Source organism: Knoellia sp. Soil729 (assembly GCF_001427985.1).
In the GTDB taxonomy this organism is placed as follows: Bacteria; Actinomycetota; Actinomycetes; order Actinomycetales; family Dermatophilaceae; genus Knoellia.
Map to the genome: position 1 here is coordinate 1,034,439 of NZ_LMSA01000002.1, position 23,915 is coordinate 1,058,353.

Annotated in this window: 20 protein-coding genes; 7 read left to right on the top strand and 13 right to left on the bottom strand. The window is 71.5% G+C overall.

Annotated features, from left to right (window positions below):
- The first annotated feature begins 6 nt into the window (after positions 1 to 6).
- On the top strand, positions 7 to 3,939 hold the full coding sequence (locus ASG74_RS09925) for an adenylate/guanylate cyclase domain-containing protein (RefSeq protein ID WP_082569634.1): 3,933 nt from the start codon (positions 7 to 9) through the stop codon (positions 3,937 to 3,939).
- On the opposite strand, the gene ASG74_RS09930 is transcribed toward ASG74_RS09925, so the two are convergent.
- Positions 3,894 to 5,054 carry a hypothetical protein gene (locus ASG74_RS09930; protein ID WP_162252796.1) on the bottom strand — a complete coding sequence of 387 codons (1,161 nt, stop codon included), beginning with the start codon at positions 5,052 to 5,054 and terminating at the stop codon, positions 3,894 to 3,896. The two genes, ASG74_RS09925 and ASG74_RS09930, sit on opposite strands and share 46 nt — an antisense overlap.
- Between ASG74_RS09930 and ASG74_RS09935 the strand changes: the two genes are divergently transcribed.
- From ASG74_RS09935 to ASG74_RS09945, 3 genes are all read left to right on the top strand, one after another.
- Positions 5,053 to 8,256 (top strand): MDR family MFS transporter/patatin-like phospholipase family protein, encoded by a 3,204-nt coding sequence (locus ASG74_RS09935; protein WP_056142177.1) that lies wholly within the window; start codon positions 5,053 to 5,055, stop codon positions 8,254 to 8,256. The genes ASG74_RS09930 and ASG74_RS09935 overlap by 2 nt on opposite strands.
- A gap of 112 nt (positions 8,257 to 8,368) precedes the next feature.
- Complete coding sequence (locus ASG74_RS09940) at positions 8,369 to 9,208, top strand: DinB family protein (RefSeq protein WP_056143491.1); 840 nt, start codon at positions 8,369 to 8,371, stop codon at positions 9,206 to 9,208.
- Positions 9,205 to 9,765, top strand: a complete 561-nt coding sequence (locus ASG74_RS09945; RefSeq protein ID WP_056142181.1) for a mycothiol transferase — start codon at positions 9,205 to 9,207, stop codon at positions 9,763 to 9,765. Before ASG74_RS09940 ends, ASG74_RS09945 begins: the two co-directional genes overlap by 4 nt.
- 20 nt (positions 9,766 to 9,785) lie before the next feature.
- Here ASG74_RS09945 and ASG74_RS09950 read toward each other — a convergent pair whose 3' ends face one another.
- Positions 9,786 to 11,084, bottom strand: a complete 1,299-nt coding sequence (locus ASG74_RS09950) for an HNH endonuclease signature motif containing protein (RefSeq protein WP_056142186.1) — start codon at positions 11,082 to 11,084, stop codon at positions 9,786 to 9,788.
- Between the two features lie 387 nt (positions 11,085 to 11,471).
- Here ASG74_RS09950 and ASG74_RS09960 point away from each other — a divergent pair, with 387 nt between their 5' ends.
- A complete protein-coding gene (locus ASG74_RS09960; protein WP_056142193.1) occupies positions 11,472 to 12,920 on the top strand; it encodes an FAD-dependent monooxygenase in 1,449 nt (482 codons plus the stop codon).
- Here ASG74_RS09960 and ASG74_RS09965 read toward each other — a convergent pair.
- From ASG74_RS09965 to ASG74_RS10015, 11 genes are all read right to left on the bottom strand, one after another.
- Entirely contained in the window at positions 12,889 to 13,905 is a 1,017-nt protein-coding gene (locus tag ASG74_RS09965) for a cation diffusion facilitator family transporter (protein ID WP_235498883.1), read from the bottom strand. The two genes, ASG74_RS09960 and ASG74_RS09965, sit on opposite strands and share 32 nt — an antisense overlap.
- A gap of 38 nt (positions 13,906 to 13,943) precedes the next feature.
- A complete protein-coding gene (gene map, locus ASG74_RS09970; protein WP_056142195.1) occupies positions 13,944 to 14,732 on the bottom strand; it encodes a type I methionyl aminopeptidase in 789 nt (262 codons plus the stop codon).
- Positions 14,733 to 14,743: 11 nt separating this feature from the next.
- A complete protein-coding gene (locus ASG74_RS09975) occupies positions 14,744 to 15,226 on the bottom strand; it encodes a VOC family protein (RefSeq protein ID WP_056142199.1) in 483 nt (160 codons plus the stop codon).
- A 48-nt stretch (positions 15,227 to 15,274) separates the two neighbouring features.
- Positions 15,275 to 15,982 (bottom strand): 4a-hydroxytetrahydrobiopterin dehydratase, encoded by a 708-nt coding sequence (locus ASG74_RS09980; protein ID WP_056142201.1) that lies wholly within the window; start codon positions 15,980 to 15,982, stop codon positions 15,275 to 15,277.
- 136 nt (positions 15,983 to 16,118) lie between these two features.
- Positions 16,119 to 16,475, bottom strand: coding sequence for a hypothetical protein (locus tag ASG74_RS09985; RefSeq protein WP_056142204.1), 357 nt, complete (start codon positions 16,473 to 16,475; stop codon positions 16,119 to 16,121).
- A 7-nt stretch (positions 16,476 to 16,482) separates the two neighbouring features.
- Complete coding sequence (locus ASG74_RS09990; protein ID WP_056142207.1) at positions 16,483 to 17,700, bottom strand: ATP-binding protein; 1,218 nt, start codon at positions 17,698 to 17,700, stop codon at positions 16,483 to 16,485.
- Positions 17,701 to 17,778: 78 nt separating this feature from the next.
- Entirely contained in the window at positions 17,779 to 18,117 is a 339-nt protein-coding gene (locus tag ASG74_RS09995) for a rhodanese-like domain-containing protein (protein ID WP_056142210.1), read from the bottom strand.
- 141 nt (positions 18,118 to 18,258) lie between these two features.
- Positions 18,259 to 19,119, bottom strand: coding sequence for an Fpg/Nei family DNA glycosylase (locus tag ASG74_RS10000; RefSeq protein WP_056142212.1), 861 nt, complete (start codon positions 19,117 to 19,119; stop codon positions 18,259 to 18,261).
- Between the two features lie 4 nt (positions 19,120 to 19,123).
- A complete protein-coding gene (locus ASG74_RS10005) occupies positions 19,124 to 20,242 on the bottom strand; it encodes an App1 family protein (protein WP_056142216.1) in 1,119 nt (372 codons plus the stop codon).
- A 9-nt stretch (positions 20,243 to 20,251) separates the two neighbouring features.
- Positions 20,252 to 20,989 (bottom strand): GAF and ANTAR domain-containing protein, encoded by a 738-nt coding sequence (locus ASG74_RS10010; protein WP_056142218.1) that lies wholly within the window; start codon positions 20,987 to 20,989, stop codon positions 20,252 to 20,254.
- A gap of 58 nt (positions 20,990 to 21,047) precedes the next feature.
- The gene (locus tag ASG74_RS10015; protein WP_056142222.1) at positions 21,048 to 21,791 is read right to left on the bottom strand and encodes a VOC family protein; all 744 of its coding nucleotides are present in this window, start codon (positions 21,789 to 21,791) and stop codon (positions 21,048 to 21,050) included.
- 45 nt (positions 21,792 to 21,836) lie between these two features.
- Here ASG74_RS10015 and ASG74_RS10020 point away from each other — a divergent pair, with 45 nt between their 5' ends.
- Both ASG74_RS10020 and ASG74_RS10025 read left to right on the top strand, forming a co-directional pair.
- Complete coding sequence (locus ASG74_RS10020; RefSeq protein ID WP_056142225.1) at positions 21,837 to 22,268, top strand: VOC family protein; 432 nt, start codon at positions 21,837 to 21,839, stop codon at positions 22,266 to 22,268.
- Between the two features lie 53 nt (positions 22,269 to 22,321).
- A complete protein-coding gene (locus ASG74_RS10025) occupies positions 22,322 to 23,878 on the top strand; it encodes an ATP-dependent DNA ligase (protein WP_056142228.1) in 1,557 nt (518 codons plus the stop codon).
- The last annotated feature ends 37 nt before the right edge of the window (positions 23,879 to 23,915 follow it).

A 23,915-nucleotide genomic window follows, 5' to 3' on the forward strand; every position in this document is an offset into this window, starting at 1 on the left:
CAGCTGATGCCAGGACCCATGCCCTCGAGCTCCCAAAGTACCGCCGGGGACACACCCGCCGAGGCCGATTGGGAAGGTCCCGCCGCCTCCCTGCTGCCCTATGCCCCCCGCCTCGCCGGCGAGTGGCTGAGAACGTCACCGGACGAGCGGCACCGGGCGATCGAGGCCACCGCGATGTTCGCCGACATCTCCGGCTTCACGGCGCTCACCGAGCGGCTCGCCCGGCTCGGTGCCGTCGGGGCGGAGCAGATGAGCGACACCCTCGACGCCACCTTCGGGAGGCTGCTGACCGTGGCGAGCGCGGACGGTGCGGACCTGCTCAAGTGGGGCGGGGACGCCGTGGTCCTCCTCTTCCGCGGTGACGAGCACGCCGCCCGCGCGGCGCGGGCGGCCCATCGCATGCGCGCGAGCCTGCGCGACCTCGTGCGGCGCCACGCCCTGCCGGTGCGGGTGAACCTGCGGATGTCGATCGGGGTCCACACCGGGGTGTTCGACCTCTTCCTCGTCGGGGATCCCGCCAGCCACCGCGAGCTCCTGCTCGCCGGGCCGGCGGCCACCGTGCTCGTCGAGATGGAGAAGCTGTCGCAGGCCGGGCAGATCGGTCTCAGCGCGACGACCGTCGCCCTGCTCCCCCGGTCCAGCCGGGGTGCCGAGCTCGTGGGCGCCTCCACCGCCGGTGCTCGGCTGCTGTCGGGCAGTCCCGTCATCCGCCGGTGGCGGGACAGTGAGTCGCAGTCCCTCGCGGAAGACGTGACCCCCTGCATCCCCCCGATGATCCGACGGCACCTCGTGCAGGCCCAGGGAGAGTCGGAGCACCGCTCCGTCGCCGTGGCCTTCGTCGAGTTCTCCGGCACCGACGTGCTGCTGGGCGAGGAAGGGCAGGCCGATGCCGTGGCCGACGCCCTCGACGACGTGGTCCGCAACGTGCAGCAGGCCTGCCTGGACCACGGCGTGACCTTCTTCGAGTCCGACCTCTCCCACGACGGCGGCAAGATCATGCTGACCGCCGGCGCCCCCACCAGCAGTGGGGAGGACAGTGAGCGCCTCCTGCGCACCGCGCGCGACATCGTCGACCGGGCCGGGGTGCTGTCGGTGCGCGTCGGGGTGAACCGCGGGTCGGTCTTCGCCGGCGATTTCGGCCCGAGCTTCCGCCGGACCTACTCGGTCAAGGGCGACGCGGTGAACCTCGCGGCGCGGATCATGGCGCGTGCCGCACCGGGCGAGGTGCTGGCCAGCGACGAGGTCGTGTCGCGCTCGTACACCCATGTGCGCACGGAGCGACTCGAGCCGTTTCTCGTCAAGGGCAAGTCGCGGCCCGTGCAGGCTCAACGCGTCCTCGGGCTGGTGGAGGGGCGCTCCGCGGCTCGCGCCGTCACGCCGTTCTTCGGTCGCGAGCTCGAGCTGCTGCTCCTGCGTGCACCGGTCCTGCGCACCCTGCAACGCACCGGCTCGGTCGTCGACATCTCGGGGGAGCCCGGGATCGGCAAGTCCCGCCTCGTCGCCGAGCTGGCGCCGCTCCCGCCCGAGATCGCGGTCCTCGTCACCGCGTGCAGCAACTACGACGCCAGCGCCTCGTACTTCGCCTTCCGCACCGTGCTGCGCGACCTGCTCGGGATCAGTGCCACGGACGACGGTGCCGGCGTGATGCGTCGCCTCACGAGGCGGTTGCAGGACAATGCCGCTCACCTCCTGCCATGGCTGCCACTGCTCGCACCCCTGCTAGGGGTCGAGCTGCCACCCTCCCGCGAGACGCAGGACCTCGACGAGCGGTTCCGACGCACCCGACTCGAGGAGGTGGCCCTGGAGCTGCTGGACGTCACGCTGCCCACCGCGACCCTCCTCGTCTTCGAGGACGCCCACCTCATCGACGAGGCGTCGGCCTCACTGCTGCAACGGCTCCTCGCGCGGGCCCACACCCGGCCGTGGTGCGTCGTCATCACCCGCCGCGAATCCGAGCCGGGCGCCACCGCCACCTTCGTGCCCGACCCGGGCCTGCCCCGCGTCATCGAGATCCCGCTCGGCCCCCTGTCCGACGAGGCCGCCACCGACCTCATCGAGGCGGCCGCCGGCGACGCCCGCCTGGGAGTGCGCGACATCGAGGCCATGGCCGGTCGCGCCGCCGGCAACCCCCTGTTCCTCAGCTCCCTGGCCAGCGTTGCCCTGCTCGAGGGTGACTCCGGCAACCTGCCCGCGTCCGTCGAGGCGGTGTACGTGCGTGAGCTCGACCGGCTTCCCCCACGGGCACGCACGCTGCTGCGGTATGCCGCCGTGATCGGGATGCGCTTCGACCCGCACCTCCTCGCGTCGCTCGTCCCCGACGCCGACGGCGCTGTGCACACCGACCTCGGCGAGGTGGCCGACTTCGTCGAGACCCTCGAGGACGGCACCGTGCAGTTCCGGCACTCACTGCTGCGCGACGTCGCCTACGACGGGCTGCCCTTCCGGCTCCGTCGCTCGATGCATGCCCGCGTCGCCCACCTGCTCGAAGGTGGAGACGAGGGCTCGGCCAACCCGGCGTCGCTGAGCCACCACTTCCACGCGGCCGGACTCCATGCGCAGACCTGGACACACTCGCTCGTCGCGGGTGAGCAGGCCGCCGCTGCCTACGCCTACAGCGAGGCGGCGGCCTACTTCGGCCGGGCCCTGGACGCCGCAGGGCACCTGCCGGACGTGTCCCGGGAAGCCCGCACCGCGGCATACGTGCGTCTGGGTGAGGCACGGGACATGGCCGGGCAGTCCACGGCAGCCATCGCCGCGTTCCGCGACGCGCGCCACCTCCTTCCCGACGACCCCGTCGGCCGGGCCCGGCTCCTGTACCGCGAGGCCCGCATCGGGCTCCGACTCGGCAGATATCCACAGTCGCTGAGGGTGCTCACCCGCGCGCTGCGCATGCTCGACGGCTCGAAGGGACCGGAGGCGGAGGCGGTGCGCGCGGAGCTGGCCACGCGCTACGGCTTCTGCCGCCATCTCCAGGGCCGGACCGAGGAGGCCATCATGTGGACGACCATGGGCGCGCGGTGGGCCGAGTCCAGCAGCGACACCACGGTGCTCGCCCATGCCTACAACGCGCTGCACCTCGCCTACGGCGCCTCCAGCAAGGAGGAGGACCAGCCGTACGGTCGGCTGGCGCTCGCGGCCTACGAGGGGCTCGAGGACCTCCACGGCCAGGCGCTGTGCACCAACAACCTGGCCATCGACGACTACCGGGCCGGGCGCTGGACCCAGGCCTCGGAGATGTTCGAGCGGGCCGGGTCGATGTTCCGCCGGCTCGGCGACGAGGCCAACGAGGGCAACGTGACCTACAACCTCGGCGACGTGCTCGTCTCCCGCGGACGCTTCGAGGAGGCGCTGCCGCCGCTGCGGCGAGCCCTGCGCCTGGCCCGTGGGGCCGACGACGAGGAGCTCGTCGCCCTGGCACTGCGTGAGGGTGCCCGGGCCCACGCCGCGCTCGGTCACCACGAGCAGGCGTGGGAGCTGTTCGCCGACGCCCGGGCCCGGTTCACCGACCTGCACCTGCGCGTCGAGCTCGCCCTGCTCGACGCCGCCCGGGCGGAGGCGCTGCTCGGCGTAGGGCGCGTCGAGGAGGGCCTGCGGCTGGTGGCACGTGCGCAGGACGATGCCCTGGCCCAGAAGCTGCCCGACGTCCTGCCGCGGCTGCACCGGATCCGCGCCTTCGCCCTCCTGGCCTCCGGCCGTCCGGCGGAGGCCGCGCAGCAGGCCAGCCGGGGGCTCGAGCAGGTCACGCCGGGCGGGGACGGCTATGAGGAGGCGCTGCTCGTCCTCGCGCGGGCCGAGGCGATGGACCCCGATGACCCCGAGGCCATATTCCTGCGGGTCCAGGGCCGTGCAGCCCTCGATCGCCTCGGGGTCGTGCACCTCGCTGGCGTCGCTGCTCAGATGCTCCCCCTCACGTCGTCGAGGAACCACACCACCAGGTGAACGTCGCCCGCGCCGTCGCGCTGGCTGGCGCGGTAGTCGGTGCAGTACTCGAGGGTGCTGTCGATGACGCCCTTGCTGGCGCAGGGCGGCACCGCCACCAGGGCGCCGACCGCACTGCGGGACCACAACGCGGTGAAGGAGGGGACGCCTGCCTTGCCGCACAGGCTCTTGTCACAGATGATCTCCATGCGGGCGGGGTTGCTGCGGTCATAGATGCGGGTGCCGGTGGCGTCGGTGAGGTTGGCGATCATCTGCGTGACGAGGGCGCCCTTGACGCAGCTCTCACCCGCCGGGCAGAGGCCCAGACTCAGGGCGACGTCGCTGGAGGCGCCCTTCGGCAGGACGACGATGCCGCACATCGGGTGGTCGCGGTCGACGACCGCGCAGCCGGCTCCGTCGGCACCTGCCGTGCCGTCGCGCAGCTTCTCGGACGCACCGGGCACGAAGCTCAGGACGCGGTTGACGTCGAAGGCGTTGCTGGTGCCGCTGACGGCCTTGTTGCCCTTGCCCGCTGACGCCTGGACCTTCACGCCCGTGGCTTCGGCGGAGTAGGAGACCGTGAACACCGTCGTCGTCGCGCCACCCGGGATCGTCCGCGTGGCCGAGGGGAGCGCGCCGGGGCCGCTCGCCGTCAGGGTCACGTCCTGGTCGTTCGGGAACGCCGCGTCCAGGGTCCCCGCCCTGAGGGTGACCGACACGAGGAACGCGTCACCCTTGCCGGCGAGGACGGTCGGAATCGCGTCAGCCGGGGCACCGGCCAGGCTGGCGCCGATGACGGCCGGGTCGCTGTAGGCCTTGACCACCATGCTCGTGGGCGCCGGTAGCGAGGACGCGGATGCGGGACCGACCACCCCTTGGGCCAGGGCCACCACGAGGCCGAAGGTTGCGGCAAGCACGAGAGCCAGCCGTGAGCGGCGTGGGCGCGATGTGGACACGGGGTACTCCTGGGACGGTGGGCGGTGCGGCGACCCTCCACTGTCGCGCCGTCCCTGCGTGCGGGCATCCGTGTCCTCACTGAACTTCACCGTATGCCGGGTGCTCACCTGCCTGCCCTGCGCAAGATCCGTGAGATCACCGATGCCCTCGAGCAGGGCTGGCCCACAGGATCGGGACATGACCTCGACCCTCGACACCGGCGGGGGCCTGCGCGCTGCCACGCCTGCACCCGCCACCCCGCGCCGAGGGCGCGTTGCGCCACGCACCGTCCTGCTCGTCGCGTCGTTCGGGGCCCTGCTCGCCTTCCTCGACGCGACGATCGTCAACGTCGCCTTCCCCAGCATCCGGGAGTCGTTCCCCGGCACGTCGATCGGGACCATCTCGTGGGTCCTCAACGCCTACAACATCGTGCTGGCCGCGTTCCTGATCGTGTGCGGTCGCCTCTGCGACCTGCTGGGCCGGCGCCGGCTCTACATCGCCGGGATCGCCCTCTTCACGCTGGCTTCGCTGTGGTGCGCGGCGGCGACGTCGATCGACGTCCTCGTCATCGCCCGCGTCTTCCAGGCGCTCGGGGCGGCGATGCTCATCCCGGCCTCGCTCGCGCTGGTCATCGAGGCCTTCCCCGGCGAGCACCGCGCCCACGCCGTCGGCTTGTGGGGCGCCGCCGCGGCCGTCGCGGCAGGGCTCGGACCGCCCATCGGCGGCGCGCTGGTCGAGGGCGGCGGGTGGAGGTGGGCCTTCCTCATCAACCTTCCCCTCGGCGCGGTGGCCCTCGTCCTCTCGCGCAAGGTCCTCGTCGAGAGCCGGGCCCCGGGTCGCCGCACCATGCCCGACCTCGTCGGCGCCCTGCTCCTCGCAGGATCCCTCGGGCTCGGCACGACCGCCCTCATCAAGGCCAACGAGTGGGGCACGGACAGCCTCACCCTGTGGGCCGTGCTGGTCGGCTGCGTCGTCCTCGGCACCGGGTTCGTCATGAGCTCACGCCGGCACCCGTCGCCGCTCATCGACGTCGAGCTGCTGCACAGCCGACCCTTCCTCGTCGCCAACATCGTCACCTTCATCGCCGGCGCGGGCTTCTTCGCCTACCTGCTCACCAACATCCTGTGGCTGCAGTACGTCTGGCAGTACTCCGTGTTCATGGCCGGTGTGGCCACCGTGCCGGGGGCGCTCACCGCGGCTGTGGTGGCGGGAGCGCTCGGGCCGATCGCCGCGCGCCGGGGATATCGCGAGGTCGTCGTCGGGGGCGCGCTCGTGTGGGTCGGGGCGTTCGTCTGGTACGACCAGATGGTCGGGGTCGAGCCGAACTTCCTCACCCAGTGGCTCCCCGGACAGGTGCTCAGCGGCCTGGGGGTCGGGGCGACCCTCCCGCTGCTCGGCAGCCTTGCCCTCGAGGCCGTGCCGGGTGGCCGCTCGGCCACTGCCTCGGCGATCATCTCCAGCGTCCGGCAGGTCGGTGGCGTCCTCGGCATCGCGATCCTCGTCATCATCCTGGGCACCCCGACGCCGCTCACCGTCGTGCGCGACATGCGCAACGGGTGGTTGTTCTGCATCATCTGCTTTGCGCTGTGTGCCGTGGCCGCACTGTTCCTCGGTCGAATCCGGGCCGCCGAGGGACCGACGCCCGCCGAGGTGGTGACCTCCCCCTCGCCGACGACAGCGGGCAGCGGGGACGCGGAGGGGGGCGGACGGCATACGGACGATGGCCTGGACGCGGGGCGGGCCAAGCCCGTGCGCGAGTCCCTCTTCTCGCAGCTGCCTGCCGAGACACAGGCGCGCATCGAGAGCTCGGCGCACCCCGCGACGGTGCGCGCGGGCTCATGGATCGTGCGTGAGGGCGAGGTCGCGACGACGCTGTTCGTGCTGAGGTCGGGCCGGGCCGAGGTCCTCGTCGGGAAGGAGTCGGTGCGTGAGCTCGGGCCCGGTGCCGTCATCGGGGAGCTGGCGCTGCTCACGGGCGGCCGACGCTCTGCCTCGGTCCGGGCCCGTCGCGACTGCCAGGTGCTGGAGGTGGACCGCGCGCTCCTCGAGGCGACGGTGTGGAGCGACCGGGGTGCACTCAGCGCCCTCGTCACGGCGCTGGCCCACCAGCTCGCCGAAGCACGGCCCCCGGCGAGCGAGGTGATGCGTCCCGGTGTGGTGGCCGTGGTTGCCGCGAGCGCCGGCGCCCCGGTCGACGACGTCGCGGAGGCCCTGCGCGCGGCTCTGGCGAAGCACCTGCGCGTCGGGGTGCTGCGCCACGGCAGTTCCGAGCACCTCGACCAGATGGAGCACGACCACGACCGGGTCCTCGTGGTGGCGTCCGGCGAGGACCCCGAGTGGAGCGCCTCGTGCCGCCGTCAGGCCGACGTCGTCGTCCTCGTCGCCCGATCCGGTGAGCAGACCCGACTGGCACCGGTCGGCCGGGCCCAACCGGACGTCGTCATCGTCGGGCCGACTCCCCTGCCGGAGGAGCTGGAGCAGTGGTCTGCCTTCGACCCGTGGCAGGTCGTCCTCACCCCCGAGGCCGACCTCAACGCGAGCCTGGTCCGCCTGGCCGCCCGCATCGCCGGGCGGTCCCTCGGACTCGTCCTCGCCGGCGGCGGAGCCCGCTCGCTGGCCCACGTGGGCGTGCTCCTCGAGCTCGAGGAGGCGGGCATCTGCATCGACCGCGTCGCGGGTGCCAGCTTCGGGGCGGTCATCGCCGCCGCCTACGCGATGGGGGTGAGCGCGACCGACGTCGAGGGCCACGTCTATGAGGAGATGGTGCGCCGCAAGCCGTTCAGCGACTACACCGTCCCGCGGTTCTCGATCGTGCGCGGCCGGCGGACCGACGAGACGATGGAACGCATCTTCGGGTCGCGCCGGATCGAGCTGCTGCCCCGCCAGTTCCGCTGCGTGAGTGTCGACCTGCTCAGCCGCAGCCTCGTCGTCTTCCGGAGCGGGTCACTCACCGACGCCGTGCGTGCCTCCGCCCGGTTGCCCGGCCTCTTCCCGCCGATCGCGACCTCCGACCAGCTGCTCGTGGACGGTGGCGTGCTCGACAACAGTCCCGTCGACGTGCTGAGTGAGCGCAACGAGGGTCCCCTCATCGTCGTCAATGTCGCGATGGGCGCCCGAGCCCACCGCCCCAAGGTCCTGGCCGAGGACGGGACGGTCGTCAGGGCGAGCCGGCCGGTGCGGATCCCCCCGTTGGGCGAGACCCTGCTGCGCACGATGATGATCGGCAGCTCCGACGCCACCCCTGCGGGGTCGTCGGACGCGTACGTCATCACGCCGGCCTCCAGGGGCGTGGGCCTGTTGGAGTTCCACCAGCTCGACACGATGATCGAGTCGGGGAGAGCGGCAGCCCGCGAGCTGCTCGACCGGTCCGGAGGAGACCTGCACGCCGCCTCCGACCGCTGACCCTCGCGCTTCTTCCTCGTCCCTCGTTCGTCGTTCCTCGTTCCTGACGGATCGCCGGTCCTGTGCAGTTTTGCGGAAGCGGTTCGTCCGCAACGGGTCCTACCGTTTCTCCATGACCACAGAACCCACGGCACACACCTTCCGGGACCAACAGCTCCTCGACGCCACCTTCGAGCACGTGGACCTCTCCGGCGCGCGGTTCCACAGGGTCGACCTCAGCCGAGCGAGGTTCCACTCGGTCGACCTAGCCGACGTCGACATCCGCGACGTGTCCTTGGCCAAGGTCCGGATGCGCGGGGTCGAGCTCATGCACGTGGAGGTGTGGGGCGAGCTCGACGACGTGCGCGTCAACGGCATCGACATCGCACCGCTGGTCAGCGCCGAGCTCGACCGGCTCCACCCGGAGCGGCTCCGGTTGCGCCCCACCGATGTCGAGGGCTTCCGCGAGGCATGGTCGGTTCTCGACGAGCTCTGGTCCGGCACCGTGGAACGTGCTCGCCGGCTCGGTGCGCGGGACCCCGGCCTGCTGCACGAGAGCGTCGACGGCGAGTGGTCGTTTCTCCAGACGTTGCGTCACCTGCCCTTTGCGACGAGCTCCTGGCTGAGCCGTGCCGTGCAGGGCGACCCCTCGCCGTGGCACCCCCTCGAGCTGCCGTGGGACGAGATGCGACCCACACCCGGGGTGCCGCAGGACCGCGACGCCAGGCCGGGCCTCGACGAGGTCCTCGAGCTGCGCCGGGACAGGTTCGAGCGGGTCCGCACTCACCTCGCGTCACTCACGGACGAGGAGCTGGCCGCCACCGCGACGGTCCCCGACGGACCCGGGTGGCCGCCGGCGGGTGAGGAGGTCCCCGTCAAACAGTGCCTGGAGACCATCATCAACGAGGAGTGGTGGCACCGTCAGTTCGCCGAGCGTGACCTGGCCCTCCTCGAGGCGGAGGCACTGGCATGACCGACTCGACACCGTGGGAGCCGCCGCTGTCCGGGACAGAGGTCGAGCAGGTGCTGGGGGCGCTGGACCGGCTGCGTTGGACCTTCCGGTTCAAGGTCGACGGCCTCGACGCCGACGGGCTGACGACGCGAGTCGGAGCGTCGTCGCTGACCCTCGGGGGCCTGCTCAAGCACCTGGCCGTTCAGGAGGACTATGCCTTCCACGTCAAGCTCGCTGGCGAGGCGATGCCGCGGGACTGGGCTGACAACGGTTGGGACCAGGACGATGACTGGGACCTCGCCTTCACGGCTGACGACGATCCGGAGCTGAACTACAGACGCTACGACGCAGCGGTCGAGCGCTCACGAGCGGCGCTCGTCCAGGCCGTGGGGCGTGGCGGGCTGGACCAGCCGATCGACCGCACGGGCCCCGAAGGTGAACCGGTGAGCCTGCGGCGGCTCGTCCTGGACCTGGTCGAGGAGTACGGGCGGCACACCGGCCACGCCGACCTGCTGCGCGAAGCCGTTGACGGCCGTGTCGGGGAGGACCCACCGGCGGGGTGGCGGCCACAGAGCTGAGGTGCGCCGCCACGCCCCGGTCAGAAGGGGATGGGTGCGGGTTCGCGGGGTGGTGGGTCCCAGGTGAGCTGGGTCCAGTGGGTATCGGTCGCTGGGATGGCGGGTTCGGGCAGGGGAAGGACACCGGCCCGTGGCCTGCGTCGGGTTCGTGGGGGCGGCGGTGCGGTGAGCAGGAGCTCGAGGTAGGTGTGGTCGAGGAGGCTGACGTTGACGTGTCGGGTCCGGCGCGCGGGGTCACCCGGTGTCGCGGCTGGGGTGGGGGTGTCGGGGTGGAGGTGGTCGACCGGCCAGGTGGTGTGGCTGCGGGTGGTGGGGTCGGTCCAGGTGAGGGTGCGGTCGGGGTGCAGGTGCACGCTCCAGCCGTCGCGTTGTTTGATGCGGTGGTGGCGCCGGCACAGGGCGATGAGGTTGCCGGGGTCGGTGGGTCCGGTGGGCCAGGGGCGGACGTGGTCGAGGTCGCACTGGCGTGCCGGGACGGCGCAGCCGGGGAAGCGGCATCCGCCGTCGCGCAACCGCACGAACCTCGCCATCGCGGCGGGGATGCGGTAGGCGGGGGTGATCGCGGTGCTGGCGCCCTTGAGGTCGCGCCCCACGGCGAGGCCGGCGGGGACGTCACCGCCCAGGAGGGCACCGGTGGTGGGGTGGCAGGTCAGCTCCCCACCGTGGGTGGCACCGGACTGCTCTTGCGGTGGCGAGGTGGGGGTGTCGGTGGCGGGACGGGTGGCGTGGACCACCACACGCACGTCGCTGTGCTCGAGGATCAGGCGCATCAGGGCGTCGACGCGGGCCTGGGTGAGGTTGTCGGCGTCACCGGCGCGCACGAGCTGGCGGGCGCGTTCGGTGACGGCGGCCCAGGCACGGCTGGACTGCTCGGCCAGGACGTCGGCGCGCCACTGGTCCAGTCCGTGCTCGCCGTGGCGGCGGGTCAGTCCGCGGCGTTGGTTGGCCCGGTCGGCTTCGGCGGCCACGGCCTGGGGTGCGACGCGGGCGGCGGTGGCGGCCACGAGGCGGCGCAGCGGCCCGATCGTCAGCTCTTGCCAGTGCGGTGCCACGTCGGCCACCACGATCGCGGCGTCCTGGGCGGTGAGGAACTCGGTTTCCTCGGTGATGACGGCGGCGCGTCGTTGGTCGAGGTCGCCCTCGGCCATGGCGTCGAGGACGGCGGGGGTGCGGGTCAGCTGGCGGATGGCGTCCAGGACCCGGTTGGCGGCGACGTGGGTGGAGACCCCGAGCCGGGGGGCGGCCAGCTCGGGTGCGTCGAGGCGTTGGTGTCCCAGGCCGTGGTGGACCTCGGCGGTGGTGCCGTCCTCCTGGCGCACGGGGTCGATCGCGGCCAGGTGGNGCCAGCTCGGGTGCGTCGAGGCGTTGGTGTCCCAGGCCGTGGTGGACCTCGGCGGTGGTGCCGTCCTCCTGGCGCACGGGGTCGATCGCGGCCAGGTGGGCCAGCGCCACTGCTTGCCGTGCCGTGGCGGCGTTGATCTCGGCCTGGGCCTGTTCCACGACGTCGAGGAGGTCGTCGGTGGTGAGGTGTGCAGCGGCACCCAGCAGCGCGGCATACCGGCCCGCAAGGGCGGCGGTCGCGGTGTCCGGGTTCATGTCTCCATCATAGCCGAACGCATGTTCGAGTGGAAGGAGAAACGACGCGAATTGTGTTCTGCCGCAGGCGAACACGCACGCCGTCGCGGTCATGATCCTAAGGTGGTCACGTGCCGGACGTGATCATCGTGGGTGCCGGTCCGACCGGCGTGATGTTGGCGAGCGAGCTGCGGCTCCACGGGGTCGAGGTCCTGCTCCTCGAGCGGGAGCTCGAGCCCTCACCCATGGTGCGCGCCCAAGGGATCCACGCCCGCACGATCGAGATCATGGAGCAGCGGGGGATGCTGGACCGTCTGCTTCCGCAGGGACAGGTGCATCCGACCGACCGCTTCTTCGCCGGCATCCAGCCAAGCGAACCGGTGCGGCTCGACACCACGCACCCCTACGTCCTCGGCATCCCCCAACCCGAGGTGGAAAAGGTGCTCATGGAGCGCGCCGTCGAGCTCGGCGTCGAGGTCCGGCGCGGCTGTGAGGTGGTCGGCGTGCACGAGGGTCGCGACGGTGCGGGCGTCGAGCTGGTCGGCGGCGAGCGGCTGCAGGCACGCTTCGTCGTGGGCTGCGACGGCGGCCGGAGCACGGTGCGCAAGGCCCTGGGCATCGAGTTCGCCGGTGAGCCGGCGACCTCGGGCTGGATCCTCGGGGAGGTCGAGCTGACCGCCACCACGGAGGAGGTCAGCGCGATCACGAAGCGGGTGCGCGAGACCCACAAGGGCTTCGGCATCGTCCCGCGCGACGGTGGGGTCTTCAGCGTCGTCACTCCTGCCGACCCGCCTTCGGACGACACTCCCCCGCCCACGATCGACGAGCTGCGAGCCCAGCTCACGGCATACGCGGGCAGTGATCTCGGTGCACACTCACCGCGGTGGCTCTCACGCTTCGGTGACGCAACGCGTCTGGCCGAGCACTACCGCAGGGGCAGCGTCCTCATCGCGGGCGACGCCGCCCACGTGCATCCTCCGCAGGGTGGCCAAGGTCTCAACCTCGGCATCCAGGATGCCTTCAACCTCGGCTGGAAGCTCGCGGCGGCCGTGCGCGGCTGGTCTCCCCGAGGCCTGCTCGACACCTACGAGAGCGAGCGCCGACCGGTCGCGGCCGAGGTCCTGACGCTGACGCGGGCGCAGGCTCTGTTGCAGTCCGCCGAGCCCGGGCCGCGGGCCGTGCGGTCGCTCCTGGCCGAGCTCATGGAGCTCCCGGGCGTGCACCGTCACCTCATCGACAAGGTCACGTCCCTCGGAATCTGGTATGCCGTGGGCGAGGGCGAGCTTCTCGGTCAGCGTTCGCGAGACATCGCCTTCACGGGTGGGAGGCGCCTGTATCCGTTGCTGCGCAGCGGTCGTGGCGTTCTGGTCGACCAGACGGGCAGCCTCACGGTCAGCGGGTGGCACGACCGGGTCGACGTGCTCGCCGAGCGCTCCGACGAGCTCGACCCGCCGGCCGTGCTGCTGCGACCGGACGGGCACATCGTGTGGGTCGGCGACGACGAGAGCGACCTGGAGGAGGCGCTGCTCCGTTGGTTCGGAGCCTCGCTCAGCGGCCCTGCTGCGGCGAATGGGGCTTGAGCGATGGGTCCTCGGGGCGGGCCAAAGTGATGATGGCCTCCTCGACCTGGTCGTGGTCTCGGATGGAGTCGGACAGCCGGTGGAGCCGCTCGGCCAGCCGTGACTCGCTGTCGTCGCCGACGAGGTCGACGGCCGCGATGAGGAGGATGCGGCCCGGCCCGACGAACTCGAGGTGCAGGAAGGTCAGCCGCTCGATCTCCGGGCGTTCGAGCAGGTCCGCGAGGGCGCGTTGGCGCAGCTCGGCGGACACCGACTGGCCGACGAGGAAGTCACGGTTGCGCGAGATGAGAAAGACGGCGATGGCGAGCAGGAGCAGGCCGACCGCGATCGACCCGACCGCGTCCCAGCGGGCGTCCCCCGTCACCTGGTGCAGCACGATTCCGATCGCCGCGAGGACGATGCCGATGAGGGCGGCGGCGTCCTCGAAGTAGACGGCCCGCAGCGTGGGGTTGGAGGTCCGGAGGATGAACGGCAGCGCCTCGAGACCCAACCGCCCGGCCTGTGCCTTGGTCTGCCGGCGCGCCTGTAGGAAGGACACGCCTTCGAGGACGAACGCGAGGGCGAGAACGGCATAGGCCCAGCGGTAGTCGACCTCCACCTCACCGCCGGTGCCCTCGCGCCAGCTCTGGACACCGTGCCAGATCGACACGACGGCGCCCGCGCTGAAGAGCCCGAACGCTGCGAACATCGACCAGACGTAGGCCTCGCGGCCGTGGCCGTAGGGGTGGGCCGCGTCCTTCGGGCGACCTGCTCGCTTCTCCGCGACGACGAGGAAGACCTCGTTGCCGGCGTCCGCCCACGAGTGGGCGGCCTCGGCGACCATGGACGCCGACCCGGTGACGAAGGCGACGACGGACTTGGCGATGGCGATGAGCACGTTGGCGCCCAATGCCACGAGGACGGTGAAGAGACTCTCACCGCCACCGGGCTCGTCGATCTGCTCCATGGGGTCGGTCTGGTCGGTCTGGTCGGGCGCGTCGGTCACCTGTTCACTCTGGCACGGCGATGGGCTCCCGGCGGAGCTCAGGGGGACGCCTGGTGCTCCGAGGGCAGGGTGAGGATCTCGGCACCGTCGTCGGTGATGGCGATGGTGTGCTCGCTGTGGGCGGTGCGGGAGCCGGTGGCGCTGCGCAGCGTCCAGCCGTCCGGATCCGTGACGAGCTCGTCCGTGTCGGCCATGATCCAGGGCTCCAGGGCGAGCAGCAGTCCGGGGCGCAGCGTGTAGCCGCGGCCGGGCCGGCCGGTGTTGGAGACGTGTGGGTCCTGATGCATGGTCGAGCCGATGCCGTGGCCGCCGAACTGGGTGTTGATCGGGTAGCCCGCGTCGGTGAGCACGGAGCCGATGGCGTGCGAGATGTCGCCCATGCGCGCTCCCGGGCCGGCTGCGGCGATCCCGGCCGCGAGCGCGCGCTCGGTTGCGGCGATCAGGGACACGCTCTGCGCCGGTCGGGAGCTGCCCACGATGAAGCTGATGGCCGAGTCGGCCGCTATGCCCTTGAGGGAGACGGCGAGGTCCAGCGTGAGCAGGTCACCGTCGACCAGTGCGTAGTCGTGCGGGAGGCCGTGGAGCACGGCGTCGTTGACGGAGGTGCAGATGTAGTGGCCGAAGGGACCGCTGCCGAACGGGGGTGCGTAGTCGACGTAGCAGGACTGTGCCCCCGCCTCGTCGATCATGGCCCGCACCCAGCCGTCGATGTCGAGCAGGTTCGTGCCGACTCCACTGCGGCGCTTGACACTCTGCAGGATGTCGGCGACCAACCGGCCGCTGTTTCGGGCGCGCTCGATCTCGGTGGGGCTGAGGATCTCGATCATGTGGTGCGGTGTCACTTCCCTGCGTCTGGGTGCTGTTCGTCGGGCGCGCTCTCGCGGATCTGTTCGGCCAGGGACACGATGAGGCCCTCGGGACCACGGACGTAGGCCATCCGCCAGACGTTCTCATACTCGCCGATGCCACCGACCAGCCCGTAGCCCTCACCGGCCAGCCGGTCGACGATGCCCCGCAGGTCCTCGACCTCGAAGCACACGTTGCGCAGGCCCAGCTCGGTGGACATCGCCATGGGTGAACCGGGCTCGTGGCCGGGCCGGACGAACCTCGCGAGCTCCAGCTTGGTGCCTTCCCCAGGGGTCTGCATCATGAGGATCTCGGTGCGCGCGTTGGGGATGCCGCAGACGGTGTCCAGAAACTCTCCGTCGACGAACATCCGGGGCCCCTCGGCCTCCAGGCCGATGCTCACGAAGAACCTCTCCACGAGGTCGAGGTCCGCGACGGTGACGCCGATGTGGTCGAAGCGGGGTAGCTGTGCCATGTGGCCATCCTGCTGCAGGTGAGCGGTGGTGCCCAGAGCCGTGGGCGGTCAGCCCTTGCGTGCGGCCGACATGTCCGCGCAGATGACTCCTCGGTTGCCGTCCTGGTCGGCAATCACCGTGAGCGAGGGTGCGTCGCTGTCGTCGACGACCGTCCCTCCCGCGGCGACGGCGGCAGCGACCCGCTGCTCGAGGACCTCTGGCGCCACATAGACCTCGACGTGGAAGCGCTGGCGGGTGGCATCCTCACCGGGAGAGTCGCCGAACCACAGGTTGGGCACCCGACCGGTGGCATCCCGGACCTCGTCGCCCGGCGAGCCATGGCCCTGGGCCTCGGCGTTCCCGGTCAGCAGTGCGGCCCAGACGGGGGCGATCGTTGCGGAGTCGCCCGTGTCCAGGCCGAGCTCGACCATGCTCACCGAGGCGGGGTCGGCGGTCAGACCCTGCTCGCCCGCGATCTCCGTGATGCGTCGGGCAAGGTCGACGTCCTGCTGGGTCGGCCACTCGACGACGTACTCGGTGCCTTCGTCATCGCGGTAGATCGCGTCGTCGGTGATCAGTTTGAGGTCGACATGGCGCGGGCCCATGAACACGCGCGGATGGTGCTCGAGCTCGTCCCCAGCCTCACCCACCGCAGCCACGAACCGGGCACCGGCGCCGAAGTCGTCCACGAGGTAGCGCGCGTGCAGGCCCTGAGCCAGCTTGCGCCACTCCGCGAGGTCGGCCGCAGCGATCTGCTCACCCCTCAACATGTCCATGCCCGCCAACCCTAGTGCGCGGCCCGGCGGACATGCAGTGCTCACCAGTGGCGCGATGCCATTGGTCGGCCCGAGCACCTCCGTCCTCCATTCGCCACCGGGGCACGTCAGGAGTGCATGTCCGTTGGCCCGGGACTCAGTCTGGGACGGAGTCCCCTGTCCCGGCCGACATCTCGTGGCTCAGGTACCGAACTGGCTTGCCCAGCGACTGCGCGTAGGCGATCTCCCGCCGCGTCGACTCGCCCACGTAGCCGCCCGGTTCCACGATGTAGACCTCGTCGGCCATGCGGATCTTCTGCAGGTGCACGTCGCGGAGCCGGCCCTCCAGCTGCGAGCTGTCGGCCGTCCAGTCGCCGTCCGCCAGATCCGGAAGGCTGAACATCTCGAGGCTGATCACGACGCAGCCTTCCAGCGTGAGCCGCTGGTTGACCTCGGCGAACTCAGCCTCGAACCTCGTCGAGCCGCAGAGCGTGATGACCTTCGCATCGCCCACGAGTGCGTCAGGCCGTCTGCTCGCGCAGGTACCGCCCGAAGTGGGGCACCGTGAACGCGATCCGGCCCCGCTCGCCCGAATAGATGAGCCCCTTCTTGAGCAACGCATCCCGCGCTGGCGACAACGACTGCGGCTTGCGGCCCAGGTGGGTCGCCACGTCGGACGTCGGGACCGACTCGATGTCGTCAAGCTGCTCCTCGCCACGCTCACTGATCGCCACCGCCACGTCGGCCATGGCGCGCAGGTACTCGCGCTCGCCCGGCGTCGCCCGCTCGAACCGCGAGCCGAAGAACCCGACGGCCAGCTCCGACTCGGCCTCCGGTGCCGCAACCCGGACGTCGTCCGCCGTCACGGGAGAGCGAGGCGCCCGGTCCCACGCCGCCTTGCCGTAGGCCTGGATGAAGTAGGGGTAGCCACCCGTGGCGGCATACATCGCGTCGAGCGCCTGGGAGTCGTAGGCCGCGCCCTCCTCCTGGGCGGGCACCACCAGCGCCGCGTCCGCAGCCGCGCGGGGCAGACGGCCGATGCGGGAGTAGCGGAACAGCCTCTCCGAGTAGGACTTCGACGCCGACAGCACGGCCGGCAGGTGCGGCAGGCCGGCACCGACGACGATGACGGGCAGCCCCGACTGCGAGATCTCGTGGCAGGCAGCGCACAACGCCGACACGTCGTCGGGGCCGAGGTCCTGCATCTCGTCGATGAAGACGGCGATCCCCCGCCCCGTGTCGGACGCCAGCCCACCCACGTCGGTCAGGAGCTCGACGAGGTCGATCTCGATGTCGCCCGAGTCGGCCCGCCCGGAGACCGCCGGTGCGTCGATCCCGGGGTTCCACCTCTCGCGCAGCTTCGCGCCGGCAGGGGCATCACGCTGGGCGAAGGCCTTGATGACCCCGAGGACGTGCTGAACCTCCTCGTCGCTCGGGTGGCCGAGCTCTCGCACGGCCTGGTGCAGGGCCGAGGACAGCGGTCGCCGCAGCGACTGGTCGGGTCGCGCCTCGAGCTTGCCGGTCCCCCACTTGGCGCGAACGGCCGTTGACCGCAACGCATTGAGCAGCACCGTCTTGCCGACTCCGCGCAGGCCGGTGAGCACGATCGAACGCTCCGGACGTCCACGCGAGATCCGTTCGAGGACGACCTCGAAGGCGTCGAGCTGCTCGTCACGACCCGCGAGCTCGGGCGGGCGCTGACCGGCGCCGGGGGCATAGGGGTTCCGAATGGGGTCCACGATGGCACCGTATCCGCATGTCTAGGGCGGACGGCATACATCCGAATAAGCGGGTATGCCGTGTCGTGGTCGACCGGGTCAGGGCACCTGGGGCTCGCTGCCGTCCGCGGTCTCCATCGGCTTGCCCGCTGCGTGCCAGGCACGCATGCCGCCGTCGAGGTTCGCGACGTCGTAGCCCTGCTGCTCCAGCCACGGCAGGGTGCGGGCCACGCGGCCACCGCTGCGGCAGGTGACGACGAGCGGCTGGTCCTGGTCGAGGAAGGGGGCGAGCTCGTCGACGCGAGCAGGGAGCTCACTCATTGGGATGTGCACGGCGCCCGGCGCGTGGCCGCGGTCCCACTCGTCCTGCTCGCGGATGTCGAGGAAGACGGCGTCGTCGGGGAGGTCGGCCACCGGGATCTGGGGGAATTCGCTCATGACGTCGACGCTACGCGATGAGGTTGGTGACGAGGCCGACCGGAGGGAACCTGCGGGGTCCGGAGGGAAATGAACCATCCGGACCCCCCAGGTTCCCGCATGGGGAGCGAAAGTTGGGGCGCGTGGGAGGGCGGGGGTGGGCTACTTGAGGAACTTGCTCGTGCGGCGGTCGGCCAGGGGCTTGCCGCCGGTCTGGCAGGTCGCGCAGTACTGCAGCGAGGAGTCCGCGAACGAGACCTCACGCACGACGTCGCCGCACTCGGGGCAGATCTCGCCGGTGCGACCGTGGACCCGCATCCCCTGGCGCTTGGCGTCCTTGAGCTCGGCGGCCGGCTTGCCCGACGCCGCGAGGACCGCAGCCGACAGCGTCTCCCGCAGTGCGGCATACAGGCGTTTGCTCTGCTCGTCGTCGAGCTTCGCGGCCATCGCGAAGGGTGACAGCTTGGCGACGTGCAGGATCTCGTCGGAGTAGGCGTTGCCGACGCCAGCGAGAATCTTCTGGTCGCGCAGGACACCCTTGACCTGGGCGTTGCGCGACGACAGGATCTCGCGGAAGGCCTCGAGCGAGAACGCGTCCGCGAGCGGGTCGGGCCCAAGTGCGGCGATCCCCGGCACATCGCCTGGGTCCGAGACGATGTAGGCCGCGAGCGACTTCTTGGTCCCGGCCTCCGTGAGGTCGAAGCCGGACCCGTCGGACAGGCGCACGCGCAGGGCGATCGGCGACTTGCCCGGCCGCAGCGTCGTCGGCGAGATCGAGTCCGACCAGCGCAGCCACCCTGCCCGGGCGAGGTGGAAGACGAGATGCGTTCCGCCACAGTCGAGGTCGAGGAACTTGCCGTGCCGCGTCACCGACTCCACGGGCGCACCCACGAGCGCTTCGGGCGGCGGGTTGAACGTCTTGAGCACCGAGAACGAGCCGAGCTCGACGCCGGTGACGGCCAGGTCGGCCGTGCGCTCAGTCAGGAAGTCGACCAGCGCCTGGACCTCGGGCAGCTCTGGCACCGCGTCACACTCCCCACATGTCGGAGGCCTCGAGAGCACGCGCTCCGGCCTCGGTGTCGACGACGTCGCCGTCCACGATCGGTGCGACGAGCCGGGCCAGCCCGTAGCCGTCGCTGGCGCGCACCACCGGCGCCGCGATGTCCTCGGTCGGTGCTGGTGCGAGGTCGTCGTTCGCCAGCGGGATGCCGTGCGAGAGGACCTGCTCACCAGCGGTCAGCTGGCGAATCGCGATGGCACGCACCGCGTCCGGGCGCCGGCTCGCGAACTCGGTGTACAGCTTGGGGTCGTTCTGCCCGTCGTCCCCGACCAGTAGCCACTTCACGTGCGGCAGCTCGCGGGCGAGGCGGGCAAGCGCCGAGCGCTTGTGGTCCTGGCCGGACCGGAACCACCCGGTGTGCGTGGGGCCCCAGTCGGTGAGCAGCATCGGGCCGGGCGGGTAGCCGTTGCGGCGCAGGAACCGGGTGAGCGAGGGCGCGGTGTTCCAGGCGCCGGTCGACAGGTAGATGACGGGCATGCCGGGGTGGGAGTCGGTGAGCTGGCGATAGAAGGTGGCCATGCCCGGCACCGGGCTGCGGGTGCCCTCGGCCCTGACGAACGTGTTCCAGGCGGCGATGACCGGGCGCGGGAGCGACGTCGAGAGGACCGTGTCGTCGATGTCGCTGACGAGCCCGAACGTCTGGCGGGTGCCGATGATGAGCACCGACGCCGTGCTCGGACGCGCGTGGGGTGACGAGATCTCGATCTGGTGCCATCCCGGTCCCAGGCCGTGGCCGTGGATGGTGACGTCCACGAGGCCGGAGCGGTCGGTGCGCCCGTCGATCTCGCGCTCACCGATGCGGATCACCACGGGCACGTCGATGGCCGGCGAGGTGACGAAGGCGCGCCAGCCGCGGGTCTCCTCCTCGGCCGACTTCAGCGACTGCACGCTGCCCGCCGCGTCGCCGGACGCCTGGCGCATGGGGTCGCGCGACATGAGCACCCGCGCGAGGACCCGCACGAAGCCGGAGCTGCCGTAGCCGGTGTGGGGCACGATCTTGGTCCCCCAGCCCCGCTCACGCAGCGTGTCGCTCTTGCGACGGTTCCACGCGTCCTCGAGGAGGGCAGCGAGATGGGGGCGGGCCATGCAGCGACTCTAGTGCGCCCGGTCCTCGATGAAGAGTCCCGCCAGCACCTGCCCGGCGAGGTCACGGACCTTGACGTTGCGTGCCTGCGACGTCTCCCGCATCCACTCGAAGGCTGCGTGCTCGTCGAGGCTGCGCGTCGCCATGAGCGCACCCTTGGCCTGCTCGATGACCGCCCGGCTGGCCATCGCCTGCTCGAGCTGGCCCGCCAGGCGCTGCGCGCCGTCGAGCCGGAGGACGGCCACGATCGCGTCAGCGGCGCGGCTGGCGGCGGTCCGCGCCAGGGAGGCCTCGAAGCTCTCGAACGCTTGCGCCCCACGGCCATAGAGGTTGAGTGCGCCCACGCGCTCGTCACCGCTCACGAGCGGCAGCGCCATGAGCGACTTCACCCCGTCGCGCCGCACCGCCTCCGCGAAGAGCGGCCACCGGACGTCAGCCTCATCCTCCGCCAGGCCGACGACGACCTCGATGCCCAGGCGCGCGGCGTCGAGGCAGGGGCCCTCGTCGAGCTGGTACTGGACCGCGTCGATCTCGAGCGTCGCCACGGTCGTGTAGGCCGCTGTGCTGGGACGACCGTCGACGAGCAGCGTGATGCCGACCTCGTCGCACCCGTCGACGTGCTCGCGCACCGCGTGGACGACCCTGGTGAGGTAGTCGTGCAGCTCCTCGACCGAGGCGAGGACCCCGGCGACCTCCCGGAGCAGCTGCTCGTGCGGCTGTGCGACCAGCGTGGTCTCGGTGTCGGTCATGCATTCTCCTTGTGGCTGTGCCTACGCCCAGTATCACCCCGCCGTGGCAGTGCCACCGCTACCCCGTCCCCGAGGCCTGGCGGGCAGGCAGGAGGCAGAGCTCGTTGCCGGAGGGGTCGGTGCAGACCCGCCACGGCAGGTCGCCCCAGTCATGCTGGTGCGCCGCGCCACCCAGCGCCACAAGTCTGGCGAAGACCGCGTCCGGGTCCTCCCCCTCCTCAAGTCGGAGGTCGAGGTGGACGCGGTTCTTGCGCGCCGGGTCCTTGGGTGCCCGTTCTGGGCACAGCTCGAGCAGCGGTCCCCGGCCGCTGGGGTGGCGCAGCGCACCCGGCATGGAGCTCGTGACCAGCACCCAGCCGGAGAGCTCCGACCAGAACGCGAGGTCGCGCTCGACGTCGGCGCTGTCGAGCGGCAGGGACGAGAGCGGCCCGGACGCGGCGTACTCCGGCCGAGCCTCCATGACGCAGAACGGGTTGCCCTCGGGGTCGGCGAGCACGACCCACGGCACGTCGCGCTGGCCGATGTCGAGGTGCCGGGCACCCAGGGTGAGCGCCCGCTCGACGACCTCGGCTTGGTCGGCGGCCTCTCCGCCGGAGATCTCGAGGTGAAGCCGAGGCCGGGGCGCGGGCGCCTCCCGGACCCGCTCGAAGCACAGGTCGAGCGAGGGCCCGTCGGGCACGCTCAGCCGGGTCTCGTAGCTGCCCTCCTCGTCGGTGAGGGTCGTGGCCCCGAGGAGCTCCTCCCAGAAGCGGCCGAGCCGCCCGGGCTCCTGCGCGTCGACGACGACGTTCTCGAGATACATGCGTACTGCCTACCGGTTGTCGGTGCGCGGGTCTAGCGTCGGCACATGGCAACCACACTGAATCCCTACATCCAGTTCCCGGACAACGCCCGCGAGGCCATGGAGTTCTACAAGGACGTCTTCGGTGGCGAGCTCACCGTGTCCACCTTCGGCGAGTTCCAGGGCGGTGACCCGGAGCACGCGGCGCCCGCCGACGGGGTCATGCACGCCCAGCTCGTCACTCCCGGCGGCCTCACCCTGATGGCGGCCGACACCCCGCCGGGCATGCAGGGCAGCACGGGCTCCTCCATCTCGATCAGCCTCTCGGGCGACGACGCCGACGAGCTGCGTGGCTACTGGGCCAAGCTCTCCGACGGCGGCCAGGTCCAGGTGCCGCTCGAGAAGCAGATGTGGGGCGACGAGTTCGGCATGTGCTCCGACCGGTTCGGCATCGACTGGATGATCAACATCGCCGGCGAGCAGCCCGCGGGCGAGTGAGCGGCGACCGACCCGTGGGTGCCGTGCCCGACGCCCAACCACCACCCGCGCGTATGCCGTTGGCCCGCCTTGTCGAGGCGGCCGACGCCCTCGTGGCGACCCGGTCGCGGACGGCCAAGACCGACGTCCTGGCCGGGGTGCTGGGCGACCTGTTCCCCGACGAGGCCGAGGCTGCCGTGGGGCTCCTGCTCGGCAGGCTGCGACAGGGGTCGATCGGCCTCGGTTACCGCACCGTGCTGTCGGCGCGTGAGGGTGCGCCCGCGGCGTCCGAGCCGACGCTCACCGTCGCCGACGTCGACGCCGTGCTCGACACCATCGCGGCCCTGGGTGGCTCCGGCTCTGCCGGTGCTCGCAACGCCGCCCTGACCGCGCTGTTCGAGCGGGCGACCGCCCCCGAGCAGGAGCACCTCGTGCGCGCCATGACCGGCGAGATGCGCACCGGTGCCCTCGAGGGCGTGCTCACCGATGGCCTCGCCAAGGCCGTGGGGCTGCCGCTGGCCGAGGTGCGGCGAGCTGTCATGCTCAGCGGTTCGCTGCCCGGGACGGTGCGGCTGGCGCTCGAGCACCCCGAGGCCCTCACCGACGTGGGGCTGGCGGTGCTCACCCCCGTGCAGCCGATGCTGGCCTCCACCGCGACCGACGTCGCCGCCGCGCTCGCGGTGACGGGCGAGGCGTCCGTGGAGCACAAGCTCGACGGCGCCCGGATCCAGGTGCATCGCAGCGGATCCGACGTGCGCGTGTTCACCCGCTCGCTCGCCGACATCACCGCACGCGTCCCGGAGATCGTCGAGGTCGCGCTGACGCTTCCGGCCGAGTCGATCATCCTCGACGGCGAGACGCTCATGCTCGACGACAGCGGCTCGCCGCGGCCGTTCCAGGACACCATGAGCCGCTTCGGTGCCGACGCCGCGCGTGAGCAGGTGCTGGCCCCACGGTTCTTCGACGTCCTGCACGTCGACGGCGAGGACCTCATCGACCGGCCGCTCTCGCAGCGGCTCGCGGCGCTCGAACGCATCGCGCCGGCATACCGGATCGCTGGTGAGGTGACCACGGACCCAGCCGTCGCCGAGCGCGTCGCCGACGAGGCACTCGCCGCCGGTCACGAGGGGGTCATGGTCAAGGGCATCGACACGGCCTACGCCGCGGGGCGCCGGGGCAAGCATTGGGTCAAGGTCAAGCCGGTGCACACCTACGACCTCGTCGTGCTCGGCGTCGAGCGTGGGTCGGGCCGGCGCAAGGGCTGGCTTTCCAACCTGCACCTCGGCGCCCGCGACCCCGAGGGCGAGTTCGGGCCGGCGGGGGGCTTCGTCATGGTCGGCAAGACGTTCAAGGGGCTCACCGACGAGCTGCTGCGCTGGCAGACCGAGACCTTTCCCCAGCATGCCGTCGACGACAACGGGTGGGTGCTCACGATGCGACCCGACGTCGTCGTCGAGGTGGCCATCGACGGGGTGCAGCGTTCGTCGCGCTACCCCGGCGGGGTCGCCCTGCGGTTCGCGCGGGTCAAGCGCTACCGCGTCGAGGACGCACCGGGTGGGGAGTCCGCCCTCCAGGCCAAGGCCCCCGCCGAGGCCGACACCATCCAGTCACTGCGCGCGCTGCTGCGCTGACGTGCGCTCCGCGTCGGTGGACCACCCATCCGCCGAC